General features: G+C 43.3%; 20 protein-coding genes. 10 read left to right on the top strand and 10 right to left on the bottom strand.

Annotated elements, in window-relative coordinates:
- The first annotated feature begins 278 nt into the window (after positions 1 to 278).
- A complete protein-coding gene (locus tag MU515_RS16265) occupies positions 279 to 758 on the top strand; it encodes a hypothetical protein (protein ID WP_260261444.1) in 480 nt (159 codons plus the stop codon).
- Between the two features lie 15 nt (positions 759 to 773).
- Here MU515_RS16265 and MU515_RS16270 read toward each other — a convergent pair whose 3' ends face one another.
- The gene (locus tag MU515_RS16270; protein WP_260261445.1) at positions 774 to 1,901 is read right to left on the bottom strand and encodes an acyl-CoA desaturase; all 1,128 of its coding nucleotides are present in this window, start codon (positions 1,899 to 1,901) and stop codon (positions 774 to 776) included.
- 176 nt (positions 1,902 to 2,077) lie between these two features.
- Here MU515_RS16270 and MU515_RS16275 point away from each other — a divergent pair, with 176 nt between their 5' ends.
- From MU515_RS16275 to MU515_RS16290, 4 genes are all read left to right on the top strand, one after another.
- A complete protein-coding gene (locus MU515_RS16275; RefSeq protein ID WP_260261446.1) occupies positions 2,078 to 2,638 on the top strand; it encodes a GNAT family N-acetyltransferase in 561 nt (186 codons plus the stop codon).
- 96 nt (positions 2,639 to 2,734) lie between these two features.
- Positions 2,735 to 3,853 (top strand): efflux RND transporter periplasmic adaptor subunit, encoded by a 1,119-nt coding sequence (locus MU515_RS16280; RefSeq protein WP_260261447.1) that lies wholly within the window; start codon positions 2,735 to 2,737, stop codon positions 3,851 to 3,853.
- A 10-nt stretch (positions 3,854 to 3,863) separates the two neighbouring features.
- On the top strand, positions 3,864 to 7,016 hold the full coding sequence (locus MU515_RS16285) for an efflux RND transporter permease subunit (protein WP_260261448.1): 3,153 nt from the start codon (positions 3,864 to 3,866) through the stop codon (positions 7,014 to 7,016).
- A gap of 113 nt (positions 7,017 to 7,129) precedes the next feature.
- Complete coding sequence (locus MU515_RS16290) at positions 7,130 to 8,116, top strand: CobW family GTP-binding protein (RefSeq protein WP_260261449.1); 987 nt, start codon at positions 7,130 to 7,132, stop codon at positions 8,114 to 8,116.
- A 68-nt stretch (positions 8,117 to 8,184) separates the two neighbouring features.
- Here the strand turns inward: MU515_RS16290 and MU515_RS16295 are convergent, their stop codons facing one another.
- The 3 genes from MU515_RS16295 to MU515_RS16305 form a co-directional block, all read right to left on the bottom strand.
- The gene (locus tag MU515_RS16295) at positions 8,185 to 9,327 is read right to left on the bottom strand and encodes an amidohydrolase (protein WP_260261450.1); all 1,143 of its coding nucleotides are present in this window, start codon (positions 9,325 to 9,327) and stop codon (positions 8,185 to 8,187) included.
- Positions 9,328 to 9,491: 164 nt separating this feature from the next.
- On the bottom strand, positions 9,492 to 10,436 hold the full coding sequence (gene ylqF, locus MU515_RS16300) for a ribosome biogenesis GTPase YlqF (RefSeq protein ID WP_260261451.1): 945 nt from the start codon (positions 10,434 to 10,436) through the stop codon (positions 9,492 to 9,494).
- A gap of 540 nt (positions 10,437 to 10,976) precedes the next feature.
- Positions 10,977 to 11,939: a hypothetical protein gene (locus tag MU515_RS16305; protein WP_260261452.1), complete on the bottom strand. Its 963-nt coding sequence runs from the start codon at positions 11,937 to 11,939 to the stop codon at positions 10,977 to 10,979.
- Between the two features lie 448 nt (positions 11,940 to 12,387).
- On the opposite strand from MU515_RS16305, the gene MU515_RS16310 reads away from it, so the two are divergent.
- Positions 12,388 to 13,044, top strand: coding sequence for an inovirus Gp2 family protein (locus MU515_RS16310; protein WP_260261453.1), 657 nt, complete (start codon positions 12,388 to 12,390; stop codon positions 13,042 to 13,044).
- Positions 13,045 to 13,094: 50 nt separating this feature from the next.
- Here the strand turns inward: MU515_RS16310 and MU515_RS16315 are convergent, their stop codons facing one another.
- The 5 genes from MU515_RS16315 to radC all read right to left on the bottom strand — a co-directional run bounded on the left by MU515_RS16315 (position 13,095) and on the right by radC (position 15,822).
- Positions 13,095 to 13,595 carry a lecithin retinol acyltransferase family protein gene (locus tag MU515_RS16315; RefSeq protein ID WP_285892477.1) on the bottom strand — a complete coding sequence of 167 codons (501 nt, stop codon included), beginning with the start codon at positions 13,593 to 13,595 and terminating at the stop codon, positions 13,095 to 13,097.
- 101 nt (positions 13,596 to 13,696) lie between these two features.
- Positions 13,697 to 14,257, bottom strand: coding sequence for a tyrosine-type recombinase/integrase (locus MU515_RS16320; RefSeq protein WP_260261455.1), 561 nt, complete (start codon positions 14,255 to 14,257; stop codon positions 13,697 to 13,699).
- Between the two features lie 211 nt (positions 14,258 to 14,468).
- Complete coding sequence (locus MU515_RS16325) at positions 14,469 to 14,897, bottom strand: DUF2787 domain-containing protein (protein WP_260261456.1); 429 nt, start codon at positions 14,895 to 14,897, stop codon at positions 14,469 to 14,471.
- 26 nt (positions 14,898 to 14,923) lie between these two features.
- Complete coding sequence (locus tag MU515_RS16330) at positions 14,924 to 15,349, bottom strand: DUF2787 family protein (protein WP_102349764.1); 426 nt, start codon at positions 15,347 to 15,349, stop codon at positions 14,924 to 14,926.
- Positions 15,346 to 15,822 (bottom strand): RadC family protein, encoded by a 477-nt coding sequence (gene radC, locus MU515_RS16335; protein ID WP_017062802.1) that lies wholly within the window; start codon positions 15,820 to 15,822, stop codon positions 15,346 to 15,348. Before radC ends, MU515_RS16330 begins: the two co-directional genes overlap by 4 nt.
- Positions 15,823 to 16,056: 234 nt before the next feature.
- On the opposite strand from radC, the gene MU515_RS16340 reads away from it, so the two are divergent.
- The gene (locus MU515_RS16340) at positions 16,057 to 16,494 is read left to right on the top strand and encodes an RNase H family protein (protein WP_260261457.1); all 438 of its coding nucleotides are present in this window, start codon (positions 16,057 to 16,059) and stop codon (positions 16,492 to 16,494) included.
- A gap of 119 nt (positions 16,495 to 16,613) precedes the next feature.
- Positions 16,614 to 16,835, top strand: a complete 222-nt coding sequence (locus tag MU515_RS16345) for an AlpA family transcriptional regulator (RefSeq protein WP_198592989.1) — start codon at positions 16,614 to 16,616, stop codon at positions 16,833 to 16,835.
- 247 nt (positions 16,836 to 17,082) lie between these two features.
- On the opposite strand, the gene MU515_RS16350 is transcribed toward MU515_RS16345, so the two are convergent.
- A complete protein-coding gene (locus MU515_RS16350) occupies positions 17,083 to 18,432 on the bottom strand; it encodes a hypothetical protein (protein WP_260261458.1) in 1,350 nt (449 codons plus the stop codon).
- A gap of 216 nt (positions 18,433 to 18,648) precedes the next feature.
- Between MU515_RS16350 and MU515_RS16355 the strand changes: the two genes are divergently transcribed.
- On the top strand, positions 18,649 to 20,286 hold the full coding sequence (locus MU515_RS16355; protein WP_260261459.1) for an ATP-binding protein: 1,638 nt from the start codon (positions 18,649 to 18,651) through the stop codon (positions 20,284 to 20,286).
- The gene (locus MU515_RS16360; RefSeq protein WP_260261460.1) at positions 20,283 to 20,849 is read left to right on the top strand and encodes a response regulator transcription factor; all 567 of its coding nucleotides are present in this window, start codon (positions 20,283 to 20,285) and stop codon (positions 20,847 to 20,849) included. The genes MU515_RS16355 and MU515_RS16360 overlap by 4 nt, the downstream gene beginning before the upstream one ends.
- Positions 20,850 to 20,874: the final 25 nt, after the last annotated feature.

A 20,874-nucleotide genomic window follows, 5' to 3' on the forward strand; every position in this document is an offset into this window, starting at 1 on the left:
TGGATTATAGATTTGTTTTAAATCATAGGTTTATGATGGTATCTATTGTTGTTGATATTCCATAAATCAAATTCACTATTTCCAAAATTCGCATAATAGGAACGTTTATTTGCTACGCGAATTGTTAAAGGTAAGTGATGTTTGTCACATTGAAAGTAATGAATTGAAAGCGGGCGTATCAAGCGGTCAAACCTAGCCAATTCATACTAAGGTTGATGTAATTTATCAAATAGCAGATTTAAGTTATCCCTAAATCTAAGATATTGTAGGAGGGCATGATGGATAACTTCCCGCCGCCGCGTCACATCATTCGACGAGGTAATTACCCGTATTTGCACAAAATCACGCAAGATTACTTTTATCAAACTCATTGGAAGCTAAGACAGCCATTTGTCTCTCGTTGGTTAGAGATAAGTTGTGATGGGATGGTTAGAGTCAAAGCGAATCAGAGTGGCTACGCGTGGGATGGGTGCACGCCCAAGTACAGTTTGCTTAATCTGGCGATTGTGGGCATTCCTGATGGTCATATTGATTATCGCACCATGAAACCTTATACCTACTATGCCTCTTTGGTTCACGATACCTTGTATCAATATCTTGATTCTGTTCCAGTCTCTAAGCAGGAAATAGATAAGCTATTTTTACAAATGCTGGGTGACTTTAAACTGCGTCACCTCTATTACTGGTGTGTACGTACTTTTGGTGGACTTGGTGTTAAGCAGCAGGGGCTGGTGGCCGAAATAAATAAGGAGCCTTAAAGGCTCCTTAATACACTATGCGTAACGGGTAGTTAGTTGTTTCCAAACTCTCTGTTGCGCCTCAAAATCAAGCTTGATTTGCTCGTATCTAATCATAAGAAGTGAGCGTTCATACTTGGCTTTCAAGTCATTCTTCTTTTGTTCTACTAGTTGTTTTCTAATCGCATAGAAGTCATTCATCTTTGCGATTAACGCGTCAAACTCTTTATTTAACGCCTCTTTAATCTGCGCTTTATCGCCTTTCTTTTCTAAGCGATGTAACGCGTTTGCTAGGGCTTGTTTGGCTCTGGCTTTCTCGATCTTAATCGTTGGTGTGATGCGCAGCTTGTGCGTTAGACCTAGCCATTGACACGATTTAATTAGCCATTTGGTTGGGTCGTATTGCCACCAGTACACGCCATTGCGGTAATCGTTTTCAAAAATATGGTGGAAGTTATGGTAACCCTCGCCAAATGTGAAGAAGGCTAATACACCGTTGTCACGCGCCGTGTTTTTACTGGTAAACGGCTGGCTACCCCAAACATGAGCCAAAGAGTTAATGAAAAACGTTGTGTGGTGACTCAAGGTTAGTCTTACAACACCCACAATTAGCAACATGCCCCAAATATCGTTAAACATTAGGCCAAGCAGCAAGGGAATACCGATATTAGTAGCAAGAGCTAACAGCAAATAGTGTTTGTGTTGCCACATCACAATATTGTCTTTTTGCAGATCACGGCAGTTGGTGTAATCCGAGTAATTTGACTGATTGTACTCACGTAACATCCAGCCGATGTGAGAAAACCAAAATCCGCGTTTAGCCGAATAGGGGTCTTTGTCATTGTTATCGACATGTTTGTGGTGAACGCGGTGATCTGAGCTCCAGTGAAGCGCACTGTTTTGCAGGGCAAAAGCACCACCGATGGCAAAGATAAACCTCAAGGCAGGATGAGCTTGATAGGTTTTGTGTGCCCATAAGCGATGGTAGCCCGCCGTAATGGACAAGTTACAAAATGAAAACGCGACGATTAACGCTATCAAGTGTTCAACTTGGTAGCCATGGGTGTACCCATACCAAGGTGCAACGACCACCGATAATATGAAAGTAGACAAGAACAACAAGATGTTTAGCCAGATCAGAGGAGGCTTAGTTTTGCTTGTCATGTGTATTATTCCTTTAAGCTTACAACTGTACGCTAGAATATCAGCGTACACGTGTAAGTCAAATGATGGTTGTAGCAAAATGTTAAGCGAAAGTTCTAGAATGTTTTGCTTTTTCGTCACGATTGAATAGTATGAATGTTGGAATAAATATTTACAGGAAGTAAAAGGGGCTAATAATGGAAATAAAAGTAGCCGAATATAGTGACTATGAGCGTATCGCGCACTTACATGCGCAGAGTTGGCAGACCTATTATCAAGGTATTCTCGGCTCAAATTATTTGAATAACGACGTGGTTGAAGACCGCTTAGTTATTTGGCAGACCCGCCTAATTAACCCACCATTCAATCAACACGTCATCATCGCTGAAGAGGGCGGCTTACTGTGTGGCTTCATTTGCGCATTTGGTAATCATGACTTTGAAAAGGGCACCATCATCGATGCACTACATATTGATGAGTCCTACCGTGGTCGAGGTTTGGGCGCAAAACTACTTAATGATATGGCCGAATGGATCGATCAGTTTTTCCCAGATAACGGCGTCTATTTGGAAGTCATGGCAGAAAACAATCAAGCCAAAGATTTTTATGACCATATCGGTGGTGAGCACACTCTTGAGAGACTATGGGATGCACCATGCGGAAATCAGGTGCCAGAGGTTATCTACACTTGGCCATCACCAAAAGCGTTATTAGACAATATCAAAACTGAGAAGTGTGTCGGTGTAGTAACAAATTGAAACAACTTCGATCTCATGAATTGATACTTTTCGGACAAAAAAAAAGTACCGTTAGATAAGTTATTGTAGTTTCAAAACAAATCTAGCGGTTACTTTATGAAAAAAACCATTCTTGCTTCAGCGTTAGTTAGCACGCTGTTCCTTGCAGGTTGTGGCGAGCAGCAAGCTCAAAAGCAACTTCCCGCGCCACTTGTCGTGGCAGAGCCTGTACTGAGTACAACTCATCAACAAGGTAAGTCTTACATCGGCCGTGTCGAAGCGGTAGAAGACACCAACATCACAGCTCAAGTTTCCGGCTATTTGCAGCAGCGTCATTTTGACGAAGGACAAATGGTAGAGAAAGGCCAATTGCTATTTACTATCGAGCCATCTTCATTTGAGGCTCAGCTAGCAAGTGCCAAAGCATCACTTGCCCAGGCCAAAGCAAGCCTAAAAAAGGCGCAGTTAGATTTTAACCGTGGTAAAAACCTGTTGCCAAAAGGCAGCATTTCTCAATCTGAATTCGATAACTTAACCGCAGTTTTGTTGGGCGCTGAAGCGCAAGTTGAATCGGCAAGTGCTCAGCTTAAATTGGCTGAAGTTAACCTTTCTTACACTGAAATTCGCGCTCCATTTTCTGGCCGCATCAGTTCTAGCCAAGTCAGTACCGGTGATCTGGTTTCACCACAATCAGGAATCTTGACTACGCTAGTTAGCCTAGACCCTGTTCACACCAGTTTCAGTGTGAGTGAGCGTGAGCGCTTGCAGCTAGGAATGGATAAAGTAAAAGGTGACGGCAGTGAAGATGCCAGCGGCGTTGAAGTTCAAGTAATTCTAGAAAACGGTCAAGCGTTTGCCCATCTAGGTGAACTCGATTTCTTGGGTAACCGAATTGATTTAAATACTGGCACACTTGCAATGCGTGCTGTAATTCCAAACCCCGAGCATCAACTTTTACCGGGTCAGCACGTACGTGTTGAACTGCGAGAAAAGCAGCCGACTGACGTTCTTGTTGTACCACGTCGCGCAGTTCAAACAGACCTTGAAGGAAACTTCGTGATGGTTGTTGCTGAAGGTGATGTCGCGGAGCGCCGCAATGTTGAATTAGGTAAGCAGATTGAAAGCGGGATTATTATTCGTGATGGCCTAAACGCAGATGACAATGTGATTACCCAAGGTCTGCAACGAATCCGCAATGGCGTGCCTGTTCGTCTAGATACTAAGCCACAGCAATAATGGGGGCGAAATGCTAAGTCGTTTCTTTATCCAGCGCCCAAAATTTGCGCTGGTTATCTCAATCATTCTAACTCTTGCAGGGGCGATCGCGTTGGCGATCTTGCCGGTTGCTGAGTATCCAAAAATTAGCCCGCCTTCGGTAAGTGTCTCGGCCTTCTATACTGGTGCAAGTGCTGAAGTGGTCGAGCAGGCGATAGCCGATCCGCTCGAAACCGCGGTGAACGGCGTTGAAAACATGATTTACATGTCTTCAAAGAGCGCTAACGATGGTTCATACAGCCTAAACGTAACCTTCGATGTGGGTACTGACCCAGATATGGCACAGGTCAACGTGCAAAACCGTGTTTCGCAGATCGAATCTAAGCTTCCTCAGGAAGTTCGTATGGTCGGCATCACGGTGAAAAAGCGTTCTCCTGACCTATTGATGGTGTTGAACTTCTACTCGCCTGATGGCCGTTACGATGACCAATTCTTGATTAACTACATTAACTTAAACGTGAAAGACCAATTGGCGCGCGTTAAAGGTATCAGTGAAGTTAACGTTATTGGCGGCGGTGAATACGCGATGCGTGTTTGGTTAGACCCTGAAAAAATGGCTAACCTAAAAATGACCACTACCGATGTCTATGCTGCTTTGGCTGAGCAGAACGTGCAGGTGGCGGCAGGCCGTGTCGGTGCTGCGCCATATAATGATGCACAAGAAGTTCAATTCAACCTTGTGACCAAGGGGCGATTAGAATCGGTTGGTGAATTTGAAAACGTTGTGCTTCGCGCTAACCAAGATGGTTCAACCGTTTATCTAAAAGACGTGGCTCGCGTTGAACTGGGTAAAAAGTTCTACGATGGCAGTGGTAAGTTCCGCGGCCAAGATGCATCCATCGTTGCTCTGTCATTACAATCTGATGCCAACGCGCTAGAAAGTGGCCAAGCGGTAATGGATCTGCTGGATAACTTGAGCGTTAATTTCCCTGAAGGCATGGATTACGAAACCAGTTACGATACTACCGTATTCGTTGCTGAATCGATCAAAGGGGTAGTAAAAACACTAATTGAAGCTATCTTGCTAGTAATCGCGGTGACCTACTTGTTCTTAGGTAGTGCGCGTGCGACGTTGATTCCTGTCGTTGCGATTCCAGTTTCTCTGATTGGTACGTTTGCAGTAATGCAAATGACCGGCTTTACCATTAACACGGTGACACTGTTTGGTTTGATCTTGGCGATTGGTATCGTTGTTGATGACGCGATTTTGGTTATCGAAAACGTTGATACCAAGATGGCTAATGACCCAAGCCTGACGCCGCGTAAAGCGACATTGCTGGCGATGAAAGACGTGACGGGGCCAATCCTTACCTCAACACTTGTATTGTTGGCGGTATTCTTACCTGTTGCCATGCTTCCGGGTATTACGGGCATCATGTATCGTCAGTTTGCGTTAACTATCTGTATTTCGGTAGTTATCTCATCGATTAACGCGCTTACGCTATCACCAGCACTATGTTCATTGGTGCTTAAACAGGGTGGTGGTAACACGGCAAATTGGTTTAAGGCCTTTAACCGCGGCCTAGATAAAGTCACTCATCGTTATGGTCAAATTGCAGGATTCTTGGTTAAAAAGGCGTTATTGCTGGTTGGCTTCTTTATCGTTGCAGTTGCTGCGGTAACCATGTTTGCCAAAACCACCTCGACGGCATTTGTCCCACAAGAAGATAAAGGCATTTTGCTGGTTAACGTTCAGCTACCTGATTCGGCTTCTCTATCGCGTACTGAAGCGGTGACTGAAGATCTGATTAAGATGGTTGAGCAAGAGCCGGGCGTGGATGGCGTTACTGTAGCGAACGGTTTCGCATTCATGACGGGGGCAGCAGCGTCTAACGGTGCATCTCTGTTTATCAAACTTCATGACTGGGAAATGCGTAATGGCTTAGAGGGTGAACACTCTTCTAACGCGATCGCGCAACGCATTAATGGCCGAGCTGCAATGCAATTGCCACAAGCCGTAGTATTTGCGATGGGCCCACCGGCGGTTCCGGGTATGGGTGCTGCGTCAGGCTTTGAGTTTGTTCTTGAAGATACCCTTGGCCGAAGCCGTACCGATCTAGCGGTTGTGATGAACCAGCTCATCGAAGAAGCGAAAAAGCAGCCTGAAATCGCGTTTGCGTTCTCTACCTTCCGTGCCAACGTGCCGCATTACTATGTGGATATTGACCGAGAAAAAGCGCAACAGCTTGGTATTCCATTAGCGAGCATCTTCCAAACGCTACAGGGTAACTTAGGTTCGCTGTATGTGAATGACTTCACCATGTTTGGTAAGAACTTCCGCGTGACAATGCAAGCAGACAGCGAACACCGCAGCAGTATGGACGATTTGGAGCGTTTCCATGTACGTTCATCAAGTGGTCAAATGATTCCACTTAGCACGCTAGTCAGTTATGAGCAGATTTTTGAACCAGACGTAGCGTGGCGTTACAACATGTACCGTTCGGCAGTGATTCAAGGTCAACCGGCTCCGGGTTACTCAAGTGGTGATGCGATTGCTGCGATGGAACGCGTAGCGGCTGAGTTCTTGCCACAAGGCTACCAATATGAATGGACAGGTATGGCTTACCAAGAAGTTCTAGCGGGTAACCAAGCGATTTACGCATTTGCTCTGGCATTGATCTTTATCTACTTGTTTATGGTGGCTCAGTACGAGAGTTGGAGTATTCCTCTGGCGATTATCTTGGTTGTTCCGGTCGCGACATTAGGCTCTTTCTTAGCGTTGAACTTAACCGGTACACCACTCAACTTATACGCACAGATAGGCTTAGTCTTGCTCATAGCCTTAGCGGCGAAGAACGCAATATTGATTGTGGAATTCGCCAAAGTTGAGCGTGAAGAAAAAGATGAAGAGATCGACAAAGCAGCGGTTCAAGGCGGTAAGCTACGTTTCCGCGCGGTAAACATGACGTCATGGTCGTTTATCTTAGGTATATTTCCACTTATCTTCGCTAATGGAGCAGGGCATATCAGCCAAAACTCGCTGGGTATCTCGTTAGTGGGCGGCTTACTTTGTGTGTTGCTAGCCGGTACTTTCTTGATCCCGGGCTTCTATGCCATGGTTCAACGTCAGCGTGAAAAAGTACACGGTGGCAGTACCAAGCTAGAAGAATTAGATGATGAATAAAAACCATCGAAATTAAACCAAGCCAGCAGCTAACCCTGCTGGCTTTTTTAGTTCTATTCATCTTGAATTTGTTAGGTATACTCAAGTGATTAACGTTGTGGAGAACAAAAACAATGACAGCAAGAGTGCCAACCAACATCATTACCGGTTTTTTAGGCGTCGGTAAGACCACCACCATTTTGAATTTATTACGTGATAAGCCTGAAAATGAAAAATGGGCTGTGTTGGTAAATGAATTTGGTGAAATTGGTATTGATGGCGCGATGCTGACTGACCAAGGCGCTTTAATTAAAGAAGTGCCGGGCGGTTGTATGTGCTGTACCGCAGGCGTGCCTATGTCTGTTGGTATCAACGCGTTATTACGCCAGAAGCCTGACCGTTTGATCATTGAACCTACGGGGTTAGGTCACCCGAAGGAAGTTATCGCGACACTGACCTCTGAACAATACGAGAAATACGTCGATCTTAAAGCAACGATTGCCTTGCTCGACCCTCGTAACCTTTCTAATGAGAAATACACGTCTAATCAGAACTTCAATGATCAGTTAGACAGTGCCGACGTCGTGATTGGCAACAAAATCGATATGTGCCTCGCCTCTGATGTGGATGCATTTAATGATTGGGTAACCGAGCAAGCGCCGCCTAAAGTGTTTAGCAAGTTGGTGAAAAACGGAGAGCTGCCAGTTGAAGTGTTAGATATTGAGCGCGTGTTTGGCTCATCTTCTACCCATGTTGAAGCGCATCATCATCACCATGCGAGCATGGAACCTCAATTTGAGTTACCTCATGGTGAGGCGTTTATCCGCAGAGAAAACAAAGGCCAAGGTTATTTCAGCTGTGGTTGGTTGTTTGGTGCAGAATATAACTTCGATTTTGATCAACTGTTTTCGATGTTATCTGATTTAACCGCAGAGCGAGTCAAAGCCGTGGTAAATACCGATAAGGGCTGCTTTGCATTTAATGTGGCAAACGGTGTGGTCTCGGTTAATGAGTTAAGCCTAGAGGGGTTTGAATCTCGCCTTGAAGTGATTGATTCTCAGCTAATGCCATGGGATCAACTCGAACCTGTGTTACTGAAATTGGCGGGTATCCCAACCTAAGTTAGGTAAGTTAACTGAATATGATAATCGAAGCCGCGTTTGATACGCGGCTTTGTTTTGCGTCCAATTTAAGACGGGTTATGCAGCTCATCGACAATGGCTAAAAATAGCGAACTTGCGGTGTTAAGGATCTCATCTGGGAAGTCATAGTCAGGGTTGTGTAGCTCAGGATGGTGCTCGCCACTTCCAATACCAAATAATGCGCCCGGAGCATGTAATAGGAATTCGGCAAAGTCTTCCGACCAACGCATTGGTTGGTCTAGATCATGGATGTCAAAATTGAGTTTTTTGGCACGGTTACGAACCAAATCCACATGGGCTTTAGAATTAACCGCGGCATTAAATGGTTCGTGCCAACTGTGACTTATCGAGAGTTTAGAGCTTTGTTGAATGTGACTAAGCTTACTGATTAACTGCTGCTTCATATCATCAAACGCTTGGTTTGATTCGCTTCTCAGCGTTGCCATTATTTTGCCTGCGCCAGCTGAAACTCCGAATGCTTCTTCACCTAATTGAGCATTAACAATAGTGACCAAAGTAAAAACGTTTGAATATTGATTCGGTAGGTTTTGTAAGAACGCTAATATCTCAATAAACTCATTAATAGGGCTGATGCCATTTTCTGGATAAGCAGCATGAGAGGTTTTGCCTTCTAGCTTAATGCTGATGCCAGTCGAAGCGCATGAGAAGGTTTGCTCTTTTACGATAATCTGATGCTTTGGTCTGCCCGGTAAATTGTGATAGGCGAAAACATTGTCAATCGCTTGGTTTTTTAACGCAGCATGGCTAATCATCGCAGCGGCTCCGACGCCAGTCTCTTCCGCAGGCTGAAAAAGTAGTATGACTTTGCCCGTTTTTGGCGGTGTTGCGCGAAGTTGCTGCGCGACTTTAAGTAACGAGGTGGTGTGTCCATCATGGCCGCATGCGTGCATCACGCCGATGTTTTTCGATACATGCTGATGATTCGATTTTTCTAACACCGCGACGGCATCAAAGTCTGCTCGTAGTAGAGTTGTTTGACCTTCAAAACCACTATCAATAATGCATATTACGCCATGTCCTCCAACGCCTTTGATTGGTTGCAGTCCAAACTCAGTTAATTGGTTAGCGATCAGCTTAGCAGTGTTGGCTTCCTTACCCGAAAGCTCAGGTTGTTGGTGGAGTGATTTTCTAAATGCCGCAGCGTCAAATGGTGGAGGTTGAGTACTCATAACGTGCCTTAATGATGACCTTTACGCGGGCATGGTAACGTATTCAAACGGTTGTAATTGCTTGTTTGCGCACAGTTTTGTGTATGAGAGTTAGGAGGGGTAGATAAAGAAAGAGCGACATGATGTCGCTCTTATAGATTTGATTCTCGCTGATGTGAAACGACTTAACGCTTGTTTTTTAAGTAACGCTTGCGTCGTTCTTCTTTCTTTTTCGCTTTTTCTTCTGCGCGGCGGGCGGCTTCAATCTCTACTTGAATTAATTCTTCGGTGATCATCTCTGGTTTTTCAAGAGTCACTTGACCCAGAGTGCCACTGCGAAGTTCGTGCAGCAGAATTTCAGATGCTTTGTGCAGATCAACACGACCACCAGAGCGAAGAGCTCCACGACGACGGCCAATCTCTTCCATCAGTTCAATATCAGATTCAGGCAGTTCTTCAATTTGGTAGCGATCTTGAAGCTTCTCTGGGTAGGCTTGAGCTAGATATTCTACGGTGTAAAACGCCACTTCATCGTATTCCATCGCCGTATCTTTTACTGCGCCAGTCGCCGCAAGGCGGAAACCACTGTGAGGGTTTTCAACTTTTGGCCACAGAATTCCCGGAGTGTCAGACAACACAATGCCATTTTGCAGGTTAATGCGTTGCTGGCGACGTGTTACCGCAGGTTGGTTACCGGTAACAGCAATGGTTCGACCCGCTAAGCTGTTGATAATGGTCGATTTGCCCACATTCGGAATACCCATAATCATGGTGCGAATGTTTTTACCAATTTCTTCACGGTGCGGTGCGAGCTTACGCACTAGCTCCATGATTTTATTAACTTCTTGAGCTTGTGAAGTCGTAATCGCAATGGCTTTTACGTTGTGCTCTTTCTCAAAGTGGTCAATCCAAAGTTGAGTGAGTTCTGGATCGGCAAGATCGCGCTTGTTTAGAACCTTAACAACGGGTTTGTCGCCTTTGAGCTCTGCGATCATTGGGTTTTCGCTACTGAAAGGAATGCGTGCGTCAAGCACTTCGATGATGACATCGATTTGAGGGATAGCCTCTGCAATCTCTTTTTGAGCCTTGTGCATGTGGCCCGGAAACCATTGGATTTTACTTGCAACCATATGAAAATCTTACCTTTTATTTTTATGGTTAGGCTGGTGGGGTATCAGGTGGGGTACCAAAAGAGAAATCAGATAGAGGGGTACTGAAGTATTTAACGACCACCTGAAGCCACGTCAGCAATGTTGTGATCATTTTAACACTTTAACGGTTAGGACGAAAATCTTAGTCGATTAAACTTTAACTAAAAAGAGCGCAGCTAGCCGGGTTATTGGGATATCTGATCAAATACCGTTATCTGAATAGATATCCCAGCAATGCCAGGTCAAGAAAGAGCGGTTTATGAGAAGAGTACAAGCTCTATCTCCAGCGGAGGAAAATGAAACCATCTCTATGAATCATATATATAAATTACACGTATATGAGTTACAGTTACTGTTTTTAGTATTACAACCAACATTTATTCTGTGCATACAGAAAATCACGGGTTTACCCGTGGATGAATGCCAATTCCAAAATTACAGCGTAAGCTGTTTGTAATTTTGGTCAACGCTTTAGCGTTGTAACGGTAAGTACCCCAGGCATGCCCGGGGGAATCTTTGTTAGTTCAATTGCTCAAAGCGCGCATCAATGAGTTTTTTAATGATTTCATTAATGCTGCTGTCCTCTTGTTCGACCAACCACATCAATCGTTTCTTCGTTCTTTCTGACATAGATACGCTGTAGGGCCTCTTACCATTACTTTTCTCTCGAAACTTTTTTTGACTCCATGCGCGCTTCATTTTACCGATCAATAGTGATTTACGATCTGGCTTATCATGAAGTATATCGAAAACCGCAACAATAGCTGCTCTCTTGTCTTTTTCACTTGAGACTCTCCAGACTTTTGACTGAAGTCTGTAACCTGTATCTTTTATATAATTCCAAGACCAAGTGCTCTGAGCTTCTTGGTTTTCTTCAAGCCAGGCTGACATTCTAGTGTCTTCAAGAATGGACTCCCAAGTACTTAGCAATGTTTCAATAACTCTACGTTGCTGTGATAGTTCTAGTTCTGAACTCCTAAAGCTATCAATGATATTGCTTTTCCTCGTAGTTAAGTTATTGCTCATTGTTTTGAAAGCTTCATGTGATAATCCATCAAAGTTTCTGCCAAGATCAAGGTCGAGGCCAAAATCATGTAGTTGTTTTTTGTTGGAATTGTCTCTTCGAAGCAGATCTCGAAAGTTCATTCTATCAAATGTTTTGCTTTGTTCTCTCAGGTAACACCATACCCAGTTACAGAAACGCTCATCTGAGTTATGGAGCCACAAAAAATCCTCATCAGATAGCTGACAGTTTTGAAAATCAGCACGCATCTTCCTGATGTGGCTACTGTTAATTTTTCCTTTTCTTTCTAGGCGAGATAGTTCCTTTCTAAGAGCATCCAAACACTCTTGGGTGCTGTTGAAATCTTCTATCGGCAGGAAAGTACGCTCATTGAGGGCTTGACTGAGATAGTTGATATAGAAACTGCATTCACGGAAGGAATCAGCATTAAATGGTTCTTTAGGTGCGTGAAATGCCATTATTCATATGCCTCTGTCGTTAAGTTCAGTATCCAACGTATCATTTTATTGTATTACTGTGTAGTAAATGTAGTGATTTTAGTGCGAATTTGTGTGGTTTAAGCGTGATTTTTGTGTTGTTTAAAGGTGAGTTTTTCGTAAATTATTGCTGGTGATTATATGATTCATGATGGGGCAATATATTGATAATATTGGTCTGGATGGTGAGATAAGCTTGGTTAGATATATATAACTTCTGAGTGGATTACAGGATTTCCGTATTACATGCAGCATTGTCCTGCAATGTTTGTGACCAAGTAACGAAGGAGTAGAAGTGTCGGTATGACTATTATCTGAAAATAAGGGGAGTAACTATAGGAATTACACCTACCTTAAGTAGGTGGTAGAGCTATGGTAAAAAATAAGGTGGGTAGGGATATCTGTGGATGAATAACACAGGAACCAACTCATGAAAGAATCAACTTACCATGGACTAACTATTCAGGGTTCATTGGAGGAAAATAACCAGCTCTATCTCGACAGATTACTCACGACAATGAACAACGCTCTAGAAGAGTACCCGAGAGTGTATGCTATTCGAGTAGACCTCAGGTTGCCAGTTGATGATAGCTTCTTCGATTGTCTTAGCCGTGATGAAATAGTCAGTTACAACCTCAGGCGAACAAATTTGATGAAGCGTTTTATAGAGTCCCTTAGCGCTCGCATGGATGCTCAGGCGCGAAAGAAGCGTCGAGAGGGAAAAAGAGTTCATTCATGTAATGTCAGATATGCCTGGGCAAGAGAACGAGATACATCATATAACGATCACTATCATGTAGTTTTATTTCTCAATAAAGAACGATTTTGCAGGGCGGGTGACTATTCAGGGAAAGATAGTTTAGCCGCTCTAGTGATAAAATCCTGGGCGAGTGCTCTTGGGTGTGAAGCCGAAGACTGTCATCGTTTGGTCTATTTCCCTAGAAATCATGGCTACTATTTGGACTCAAACCACAAAGATTTTTCTTATTGGTATAGTGAGCTGTTTTACAGAATTAGCTACCTGGCAAAAAGAAGGACCAAGAACTACGGTGAAGGAAATCGATGTTTTGGTAATAGCTATCGGTAATCTATCACTCACTTTTCGATTCCGACAAAAAAAAAGGGGAGAGAATCCCCTTATCCTTTGTGACGATGCCTTAAATCCCACACGCGCCACTGACTGGCTTGAATGTACGCATGAGCGTCACGTTTAAGCTGAGTCAATGTGAAGGTGCTTGAGAAAATGTCACCGTCTAGACAGTAGCTACAGAACTGATGGCAGTTTTCATTTAGCAGGGAATAGTCTGTTTGTACGCCTAGCATGCCTTCTGCTGTTTGAGCACAAGACTCACTTCCGACGGCACTGCCTTGTGCATTGCAACTGATGTAAATGGAAATGGCTGTGGTATCGGTCAGGAATTGATTAACTGATACGTCTTCGATAAGGCCGTTACCGTTACGATGGATGATACGTCCATTTCCTACGTAGACACCAGAATGTTCAGCAGTTCCAAATGCGAGATCGCAATACACAATGCTGCCCCTAATTGGGCTGTTGGTTTTCCAGAATAAATTTTGAATTAAACTTTTCGATAAGTTGCCGACTAGAAAGCTTCCTATTGCGTTATATGGATTCATGTTAGTTGCCCTCTAATGTTGTGATGACGAAACTCAAAAAGGCTCTGAGCTTAATGTTTATAAGGGGTTAGCGGTCCCGCCCCCTGAGTAAATGATTAGGTTTAAAGTTCAAGAGAAACAAAATCTTGATCGACTTCATCTTGAGTGATACCGATATATCGAAGGGTGACGCCCTCAGATGTGTGACGAAGCATTTTCATGACACGTCCTATATCTTTTGTGGATTGATAGAGAAAGTAACCTTGGGTATTTCTCATCGAGTGAGTACCTAACGCGATATTCAGCTCTTGGCCTACTTGCTGAAACGCCATGGACACAGCGCGTCGCGTGATTGGCTGGGGTGGTTTGTTTTTCAGCTGCTGGCATCGGTGGGATTGAAACAAGTAGATGTGGTCGGGATGTTGCTCTCTCAATCTAGCAATGTGCAGCTGCGCTTTGGTATTGAGCTGAATGTTGGCGAGCTTTCCGGTTTTACTCTCTCGAATAATGAGTCGGTCGCCATTAATGTCTTCAAAGCGAATCGACAACAAATCGGAAATCCTCAGTGCCAGGTTTAATCCGATATGCCATACATCGGCCATTTGTGGATGACAACGAATACTCAATAAATGACCAACCATACGTATCGTGTCATCGTCTTTGATTGCTTGGACTTCAGCCATAGTCTGCTTCCTTTTTTGTCTGTAGATTGGTGTTTTGGGAAGCACAGAGCCGGCGATATTAAAGAACCCTTATACATCAAGGGATTGATGCTTCCCGTTTTAACAATATGGGAAGCAGCCTCGTTTTAGCTCTGTGCTGGTGGTTGTGTTGAATGTTTGTGATATGAAGTTGAGTTTGATACTCAGTGGATAGGGTTGCTACGAGTGATGATTAACTGTACTCAACCTGAACTTGGTCGTAGGCGTTCATTTCTACAAAAGCTAGAAAGTTGCACTCCCACATCCCATATAGCTCGGTTGTTTCTTGCAGGTACATACCAAGCCATCCGCTGAAACGAGCGAAAGCGACGTCGTTAGCAAAATCAAAAGCCAAGTCAGGAACGAGCTCTTGTGTACCTGTTTCTACATAAACAAGGTCAGTGATTTCCATAAGAGCGATATGGCTATCTTTGACATCCACCGTAATAGAGACCGGGTGAAAGCCTCCGTCTTTCGGATGGTAGCTTGAATCTTGAAAATGGATGGTCATTTTTCCTCGGTAATTAACATCATAGATAGTGCGTTTGACTAACTCGATAAGTTGATATGAAGGCTTAGCTCGCTTGCACGCGAACATAGCCAGATTGGCAGCTTGATTCATAGGGACCTCTGTGAAGGTAGTTCGGACTAGCGAATAGACGTGATGTTGATTGAGATTGCAGGTTGCGCAGTGAGAGTGTGAGTGATGGCTTTGAGCCAGCTAGCAAGTAAGGTTTGTACTTCTGGCCGTTGTAAGTGGCACTGCTTAATCTCTGGGTGATAAAACCAACACCCTGCGAAGTTGAAATACAGGGATAACTCTTTTTGTGATGTACCTGTGACTATCACATCAAAGGTGGCAATAAAGCGGAGTTGCCAAGGTGCTTGGCTTGATGCTCGCTCTAATTGAATTTCGATTGGTTGAAAATGGCTATTCATATCTTTAGCGCGTATGTTTAACGCTATCCGCTTGACTGTACTTGGGATGACGTTTTCAGACATTAGCGCATCAAGAAAACAATGCATGGGACGAACGAGTTCTTCGTTAACGCCGGAAATGGTGAATCTATTCATACCCACCCCTTTTCTGCAAATGACACACAATCCTCACCCACAACGATGTGGTCCAATACGCGGATATCTACCAGCTTTAGTGCATCCACTAGCCGCTGTGTAATACGCCTATCAGCTTGAGAGGGCTCCGCAATACCTGACGGGTGGTTGTGAGCAAAAACTACCGCGGCGGCGTTGTAGTTTAGCGCTGCCTTGACCACCTCGCGTGGGTAGATAGAAGCAGCATCAATAGTGCCAAAGAACAACTCTTCAAATTCTATTAACTGATGTTGGTTATCAAGAAACATCACAGCAAACACTTCACGGTCGTGAGCCCCTAACTTGAGCTTTAAGAACTCTTTTACATTGGTAGGGTTAGTGAAGGTGCCTTCTCGTTTGTATTTTGCAGCCAGTGCTTCGGCTGCACGTTCTAGCAGCTCATTCAACTCTGAGGTTTTAAATGGGTAGTCGTGTTGGTTGTTAGAGTTACGCATAAAAGCTCCTTGGATCATCTGTTTGGTTATGCGTACTGATGAAATATATCTGAAAGGGCTTTAAATCGGCTTGCTAGGGATGGAGGATTGAAAGTAATCACTCTCAGGGACAGGTAAAAAATAACTTACTTACCGTTGCTATGTAGCAATCGTAATTAAGCGACGAATGAACAATTAACACAATTGGCTGGTGCAAAGAATGTATCGGCTTTTTAGTCTTTGGAGAGTATAAAAATGAATAAAGAAATTTATGTAGAAGCAGCAATCGTAGAGAAACGAAGAGGCCGCCCCGTTGGTGGTGTTGGGCTGGTTATATTCGATGTAAGTGGAACTATGGCAGATGAGGACTGGCGATACTTTGACAGTGTCATAGATCGTCATTACCTAGAGTTATCAGCACTTGCGTTTGGGCTTGAACTTGCCGGAGACGGTGACATTGTTTATACCAGCAGTGATTACTGCGTTTCAGGCTTTAATGAGTGGTTAGATGGCTGGAAACGTCGAAATTGGCGTAAGGCAAATAAAAAGCCTGTAACCAATCAAGCTCTTTGGGAACTAGTGGATAAACGAAGTGCAGATAAGCACGTTGAGGTAAGAAAAGTCACGGCCTGTTCTGCTGGAAAAGACGCCGCTTATAGATACGCTCTCGCGGTGGCGAACCGTCAGTTGTAATAATAATGAATCACTTGCTGGCATAGCCAGCAGGTGTTTTTTTGTTGTTACTGGGTTTGCATTTGGCATTGCAGACCACAATGTAAAAAACGGTATTTTTCTACGTGTCAGGTAATCACATGGGAACCAATAACATAGGAGGACGTCCCATGAGATTTCTAAAGTTAAAAGAAGTTATGCAAAAGACAGCCCTTAGCCGATCAGCGATTTACAGAAAAATGAATGATGATAACTTTCCGCAATCAATCAATTTAGGTGATAGAGCCGTCGCCTGGGTGGATAGTGAAGTTGAAGATTGGATGGAAGCGTGTTTGGGTGAGCGCCGGGTTCGAGAACGATAAATCTCACAGAACTGAGGAGTGTCAGGCTACGATTATACTGATGCTTTCACTTCATCCTTTTATAATTTTGCTATTTCGACCGAACGAATTTTATCGCTGTGGTCAACGAAAGTTACCCCCAGCTGGGCTGGGGTTTAGCAAGATTTTATGATAGATAATTTTCAGTTGCTAAAGTCTATGTCCTCAAGATGACCCAAAACATATACAATTGCTAGGAGTCAAACGACTGTATAAACAACGCTATTGATTAATCTGGTTTTTTCAAAGTGTGATTTTCCCATTTTGACTTCATCAGCGCCGCCAGTTGCGCATTGCGGAACAACAAGGAAGGATGTCCATCGGCTATTCGTTTTATCATGTAAACCTGTCCATTACCGCGCATCACTTGGTAGTCAACATCGCCGAAAGACACTGTTCCATTGACTGCTGATTGGATTTGAATTGTACCGCGAGGAAACTCTTCCATATAAGGTTTTGGCGACCAGCTTGTCGATTTGTCATCCAAGTGATAATAACTATTCAGTTCAATTGAACTATTGGTCAAGTCGAATAGTTCAACGCCATTCAATGTGTGATCTATGAGCTCTGATTCTTTTGGCTTGAGGTAGGCCTGAATATCACCATCAATGGAAATTGCCAATGCAAATTCATTCTCCATGTAAATGAAATCATCTTGCATCTCTGTACGACATTCCGTTTTATAAGGGTATTCACATTTAACATTTGGCTCTTTCGGCATCGTCATAAAGAAGGAGTTAGGATTTAAATCATCAAATGCCAGCGAGTACTGCTTCTCACCATTTAACTCAACTGTATTGTTTTGAATATCGAACTGCCAGTGCGAAAGTTCATCGCCATTATTTCGGGTGCGCCAGAAGTCATTCATACTAATAGAAAAATAAGACTGATTGTCCATAAATTCAGCAAGCGTTGGTGGCATGGTAGATACAGAAACTACGCCGGTGTCAGATAAATAGATAACCATGTCATCCAGATCTTTGTCCAGATTTATAAGTTGATTTATCTCATGCTTAATAGATTCCACTCGCTTAGTGAAATCCTGACTGTTTTTATCCATATCCAGTGAGGAAACAATACTTCTCGCAAAAAGGTGCGCTGATTTGGCATCTTCGGATGAGTTTTTCAATGTCACATAGTCCTGACTTAACGTTTTGTGCTCAAAGCCAAGTATGTTGGCCAACTCTTCTATGGTTTTGTTCTGAGCAAAAGCTATGGTTGTAAAAGGAGATGCTACCGAGCTGGTGCTTTTTGCAAGCAGTTCAAAATTCTGCTTTATCGTGCCACCAGTGTCGCTGTCTCGAGTTTTACCGACAATGGCTTTCACAATTACATCGAATTCTGCATCAGTGCTCGGAATAGCTATGCGGCCGTTTTCATCGGTGAGCTGACTCAACTTTTCAGTTGTATCAGCTTTGCCATTCTGGTTTCGGTCGACATATACCTCCGCACCAATCAGATATCCGTCGATGGCAGTCAATGTTTTTTGTGGTAATGGATTAGACTCTTCTGAATCACCACACGCAGAAAGTAAACTTGCCACAATGGCTACCGCAAGCGTTCGTTTTGGAAGTTGCATACTTATTCCTTATAAGACTGAAAAAATAAAAAATATACGAATCTGCCAAATTTGAAATCAGTAAAAAATACTGGGAAGTCACTTTTTGAATGCAGAACAATCATCAATCACACCAAGAATTCACAGTGTGAATGTATAGATATGGTAAAATACAAGCTCTATCATTATAATTTTCTACAAAAAACCTTAATCAGCATGCTGTTTTTGTCATATTGAGTGTTTAAGACATTGAACCAAAACTTACTTTTTAATAGCCTTCGTTGCATTATCACCTTTTTCATTCTTTATGAGTTTTCTCTACTTTTTCTGCTTAACCCAAACGTGGCAGCAGTAAGTGCATTTTTCCCCGCTCCAGCGTTTATCGTGGCGTTAACTTTTACTCAAGGATTGCGGTTCTTCCCGATAATTTTTATATCTGCCGTTTTTGCTAGTTTTTCAGAACATCCTCCTTGGGAGCTTACCTTATTTAATTGGCTTCACATTTCTCGTCAGACACTGATATATGCCTTGGCTGGTTATGGGCTAAAAAGGCTGCTTGATGGACCTGCTTTGAATTTTTTCGATATTGATGCCGTTTGGCGGTTTATTGTAATGGGTCTTCTGGCTACCGCGTGTTCTAGCGTTATTGCTTCAGCTTTGTTCTATACATTTGGCCTCACTCCCTTAAGCAGTCTGCACAACATTTTTATTTCTTTTATGGTGGGAGATTTAACCGGACTACTAATGTTCACGCCTGTTGCGTTTGCGCTGGAGAAATCTGTTCAAAGCGCAAACCCTCTTCAAACAGCGAAAGAATTTGTAAAGAAAACCACCCCGAGTCAAATAGTAAGCGTAATTCTGGCGACACTATTGTGCTTGGGTATTTTTCTAGTGGTTATTATTAAACCAAACTGGTCCCACTTTTATTACTTAGTGCTTATACCTGTCGCATTGGTCTCGGTGAAACATGGCGTAAAAACTGCCATATTCAGCGCGTTGTCTGTAAACATTTTAACCGCAACGCTCTATAACCTCCTAAATGCTCAAATTTACAGTATTATTGAGATTCAAATGCTCTATGCAGTTACTGCGTTGATTACGCTCTTACTTGGCTCGTATCACGACAATCAAATAGCCGTGAATGAACGATTGCGGGATAATCAATTGGCGTTGGCAAACTTGATGCAGGAGTCATCGCTCAGTGAATTGAGTTCAACTATTGCTCATGAGGTTGCTTCCCCATTACAAGCGGCTCTCATGAACAGTCAGATGTCTATGCAATTACTTCAAAGCGACCGACAGATAGACCGTGACCTTTTGCTTGAGTTGAATCAGGACGTCGAGTTTGCACTCAATAAAGCGGTTCAAATCCACAGATGTATTTACAAAGGAATCGTTGAAGGTAAGTCCCTTCAAATCGAAACTATCGCGGTACGCCAGTGCCTTAACGATGCACAGCGCTTACTTAGTGAAACTATCACTACACAAAATGTCCAAATCTTCGAGCAAGGTGATATGAGCCTCATTTATGTGAATGTTGATAAACTCTCGCTTACTCAGGTATTTGTGAACATGATAAAAAATGCTATCCAAGCCAACTCTACATGTATCACATTCTCTAACGTCAGTTCTGAACACAACATTATCATCGATATTTATAACAACGGTGATGAGATTGAAAGCGATGTGCGTGACAAGATTTTCCAATCACTCTTCTCGACCAAAAAGGGAGGGATGGGGTTGGGGCTGTCTATTTGTAAAACTATGCTAGAGGGATTTGGCGGCCATATCGAGCTACTCGACGATAAGCAATCTTCGCTATGTCGTGGTACAACGTTCAGAATTTTGTTTCCTAAAGTGGAGGTTAATCAATGACCGTATTTGTCGTAGATGATGACTTACAAATTCGAAAAGCTATGTCACGGTGGTTTGTCCTAAATAACTTAAAAGGCGAATGCTATTCATCTGCTGAAGCGTTCCTGAGTCAAGTTAAACCTAACTTTTTACCAGGTTGTATCATTCTAGACTTAAGGATGGAGGGAATGAGTGGTTTAGAATTACAACGTTGTCTGAAAGAAAGAATGCCACATTGGCCGATTATTTTTTTGAGTGGGCATGGACAAGTTCATATTGCGGTCGAGGCGGTAAAACAAGGAGCAATGGATTTCCTCGAAAAACCCGTGAATAACTGTTCTTTATTAAAGGTAGTCACCGACGCACTCGAACGCAGTAAATGTCTCGTCTCGTTAGCAGAAGATAGAGCAAAACTCACAGGAAGGGAGTGTGAAACTCTTGATCTCCTGATGTTTGGCTTTTCTTCCAAAGATATTGCGTCAGAGCTCGATATTTCAGTGAAAACTGTCGAGTATCATCGCTATAACATCAAGTCAAAAATCGAACTGGGATCTTATAAACGAAGCGTTTTGGCCGTTCGTTAACCTAGGTAGTTCGTTGAAAGCTCCA

The organism is Vibrio intestinalis (assembly GCF_025195085.2).
GTDB lineage: Bacteria > Pseudomonadota > Gammaproteobacteria > Enterobacterales > Vibrionaceae > Vibrio > Vibrio intestinalis.

Coding starts and splice junctions, on each gene's coding strand:
- MU515_RS16265 (WP_260261444.1), top strand. CDS start 279: ATGGATAACTTCCCGCCGCCGCGTCACATCATTCGACGAGGTAATTAC.
- MU515_RS16270 (WP_260261445.1), bottom strand. CDS start 1,901: ATGACAAGCAAAACTAAGCCTCCTCTGATCTGGCTAAACATCTTGTTG.
- MU515_RS16275 (WP_260261446.1), top strand. CDS start 2,078: ATGGAAATAAAAGTAGCCGAATATAGTGACTATGAGCGTATCGCGCAC.
- MU515_RS16280 (WP_260261447.1), top strand. CDS start 2,735: ATGAAAAAAACCATTCTTGCTTCAGCGTTAGTTAGCACGCTGTTCCTT.
- MU515_RS16285 (WP_260261448.1), top strand. CDS start 3,864: ATGCTAAGTCGTTTCTTTATCCAGCGCCCAAAATTTGCGCTGGTTATC.
- MU515_RS16290 (WP_260261449.1), top strand. CDS start 7,130: ATGACAGCAAGAGTGCCAACCAACATCATTACCGGTTTTTTAGGCGTC.
- MU515_RS16295 (WP_260261450.1), bottom strand. CDS start 9,327: ATGAGTACTCAACCTCCACCATTTGACGCTGCGGCATTTAGAAAATCA.
- ylqF (WP_260261451.1), bottom strand. CDS start 10,436: ATGGTTGCAAGTAAAATCCAATGGTTTCCGGGCCACATGCACAAGGCT.
- MU515_RS16305 (WP_260261452.1), bottom strand. CDS start 11,939: ATGGCATTTCACGCACCTAAAGAACCATTTAATGCTGATTCCTTCCGT.
- MU515_RS16310 (WP_260261453.1), top strand. CDS start 12,388: ATGAAAGAATCAACTTACCATGGACTAACTATTCAGGGTTCATTGGAG.
- MU515_RS16315 (WP_285892477.1), bottom strand. CDS start 13,595: ATGAATCCATATAACGCAATAGGAAGCTTTCTAGTCGGCAACTTATCG.
- MU515_RS16320 (WP_260261455.1), bottom strand. CDS start 14,257: ATGGCTGAAGTCCAAGCAATCAAAGACGATGACACGATACGTATGGTT.
- MU515_RS16325 (WP_260261456.1), bottom strand. CDS start 14,897: ATGAATCAAGCTGCCAATCTGGCTATGTTCGCGTGCAAGCGAGCTAAG.
- MU515_RS16330 (WP_102349764.1), bottom strand. CDS start 15,349: ATGAATAGATTCACCATTTCCGGCGTTAACGAAGAACTCGTTCGTCCC.
- radC (WP_017062802.1), bottom strand. CDS start 15,822: ATGCGTAACTCTAACAACCAACACGACTACCCATTTAAAACCTCAGAG.
- MU515_RS16340 (WP_260261457.1), top strand. CDS start 16,057: ATGAATAAAGAAATTTATGTAGAAGCAGCAATCGTAGAGAAACGAAGA.
- MU515_RS16345 (WP_198592989.1), top strand. CDS start 16,614: ATGGGAACCAATAACATAGGAGGACGTCCCATGAGATTTCTAAAGTTA.
- MU515_RS16350 (WP_260261458.1), bottom strand. CDS start 18,432: ATGCAACTTCCAAAACGAACGCTTGCGGTAGCCATTGTGGCAAGTTTA.
- MU515_RS16360 (WP_260261460.1), top strand. CDS start 20,283: ATGACCGTATTTGTCGTAGATGATGACTTACAAATTCGAAAAGCTATG.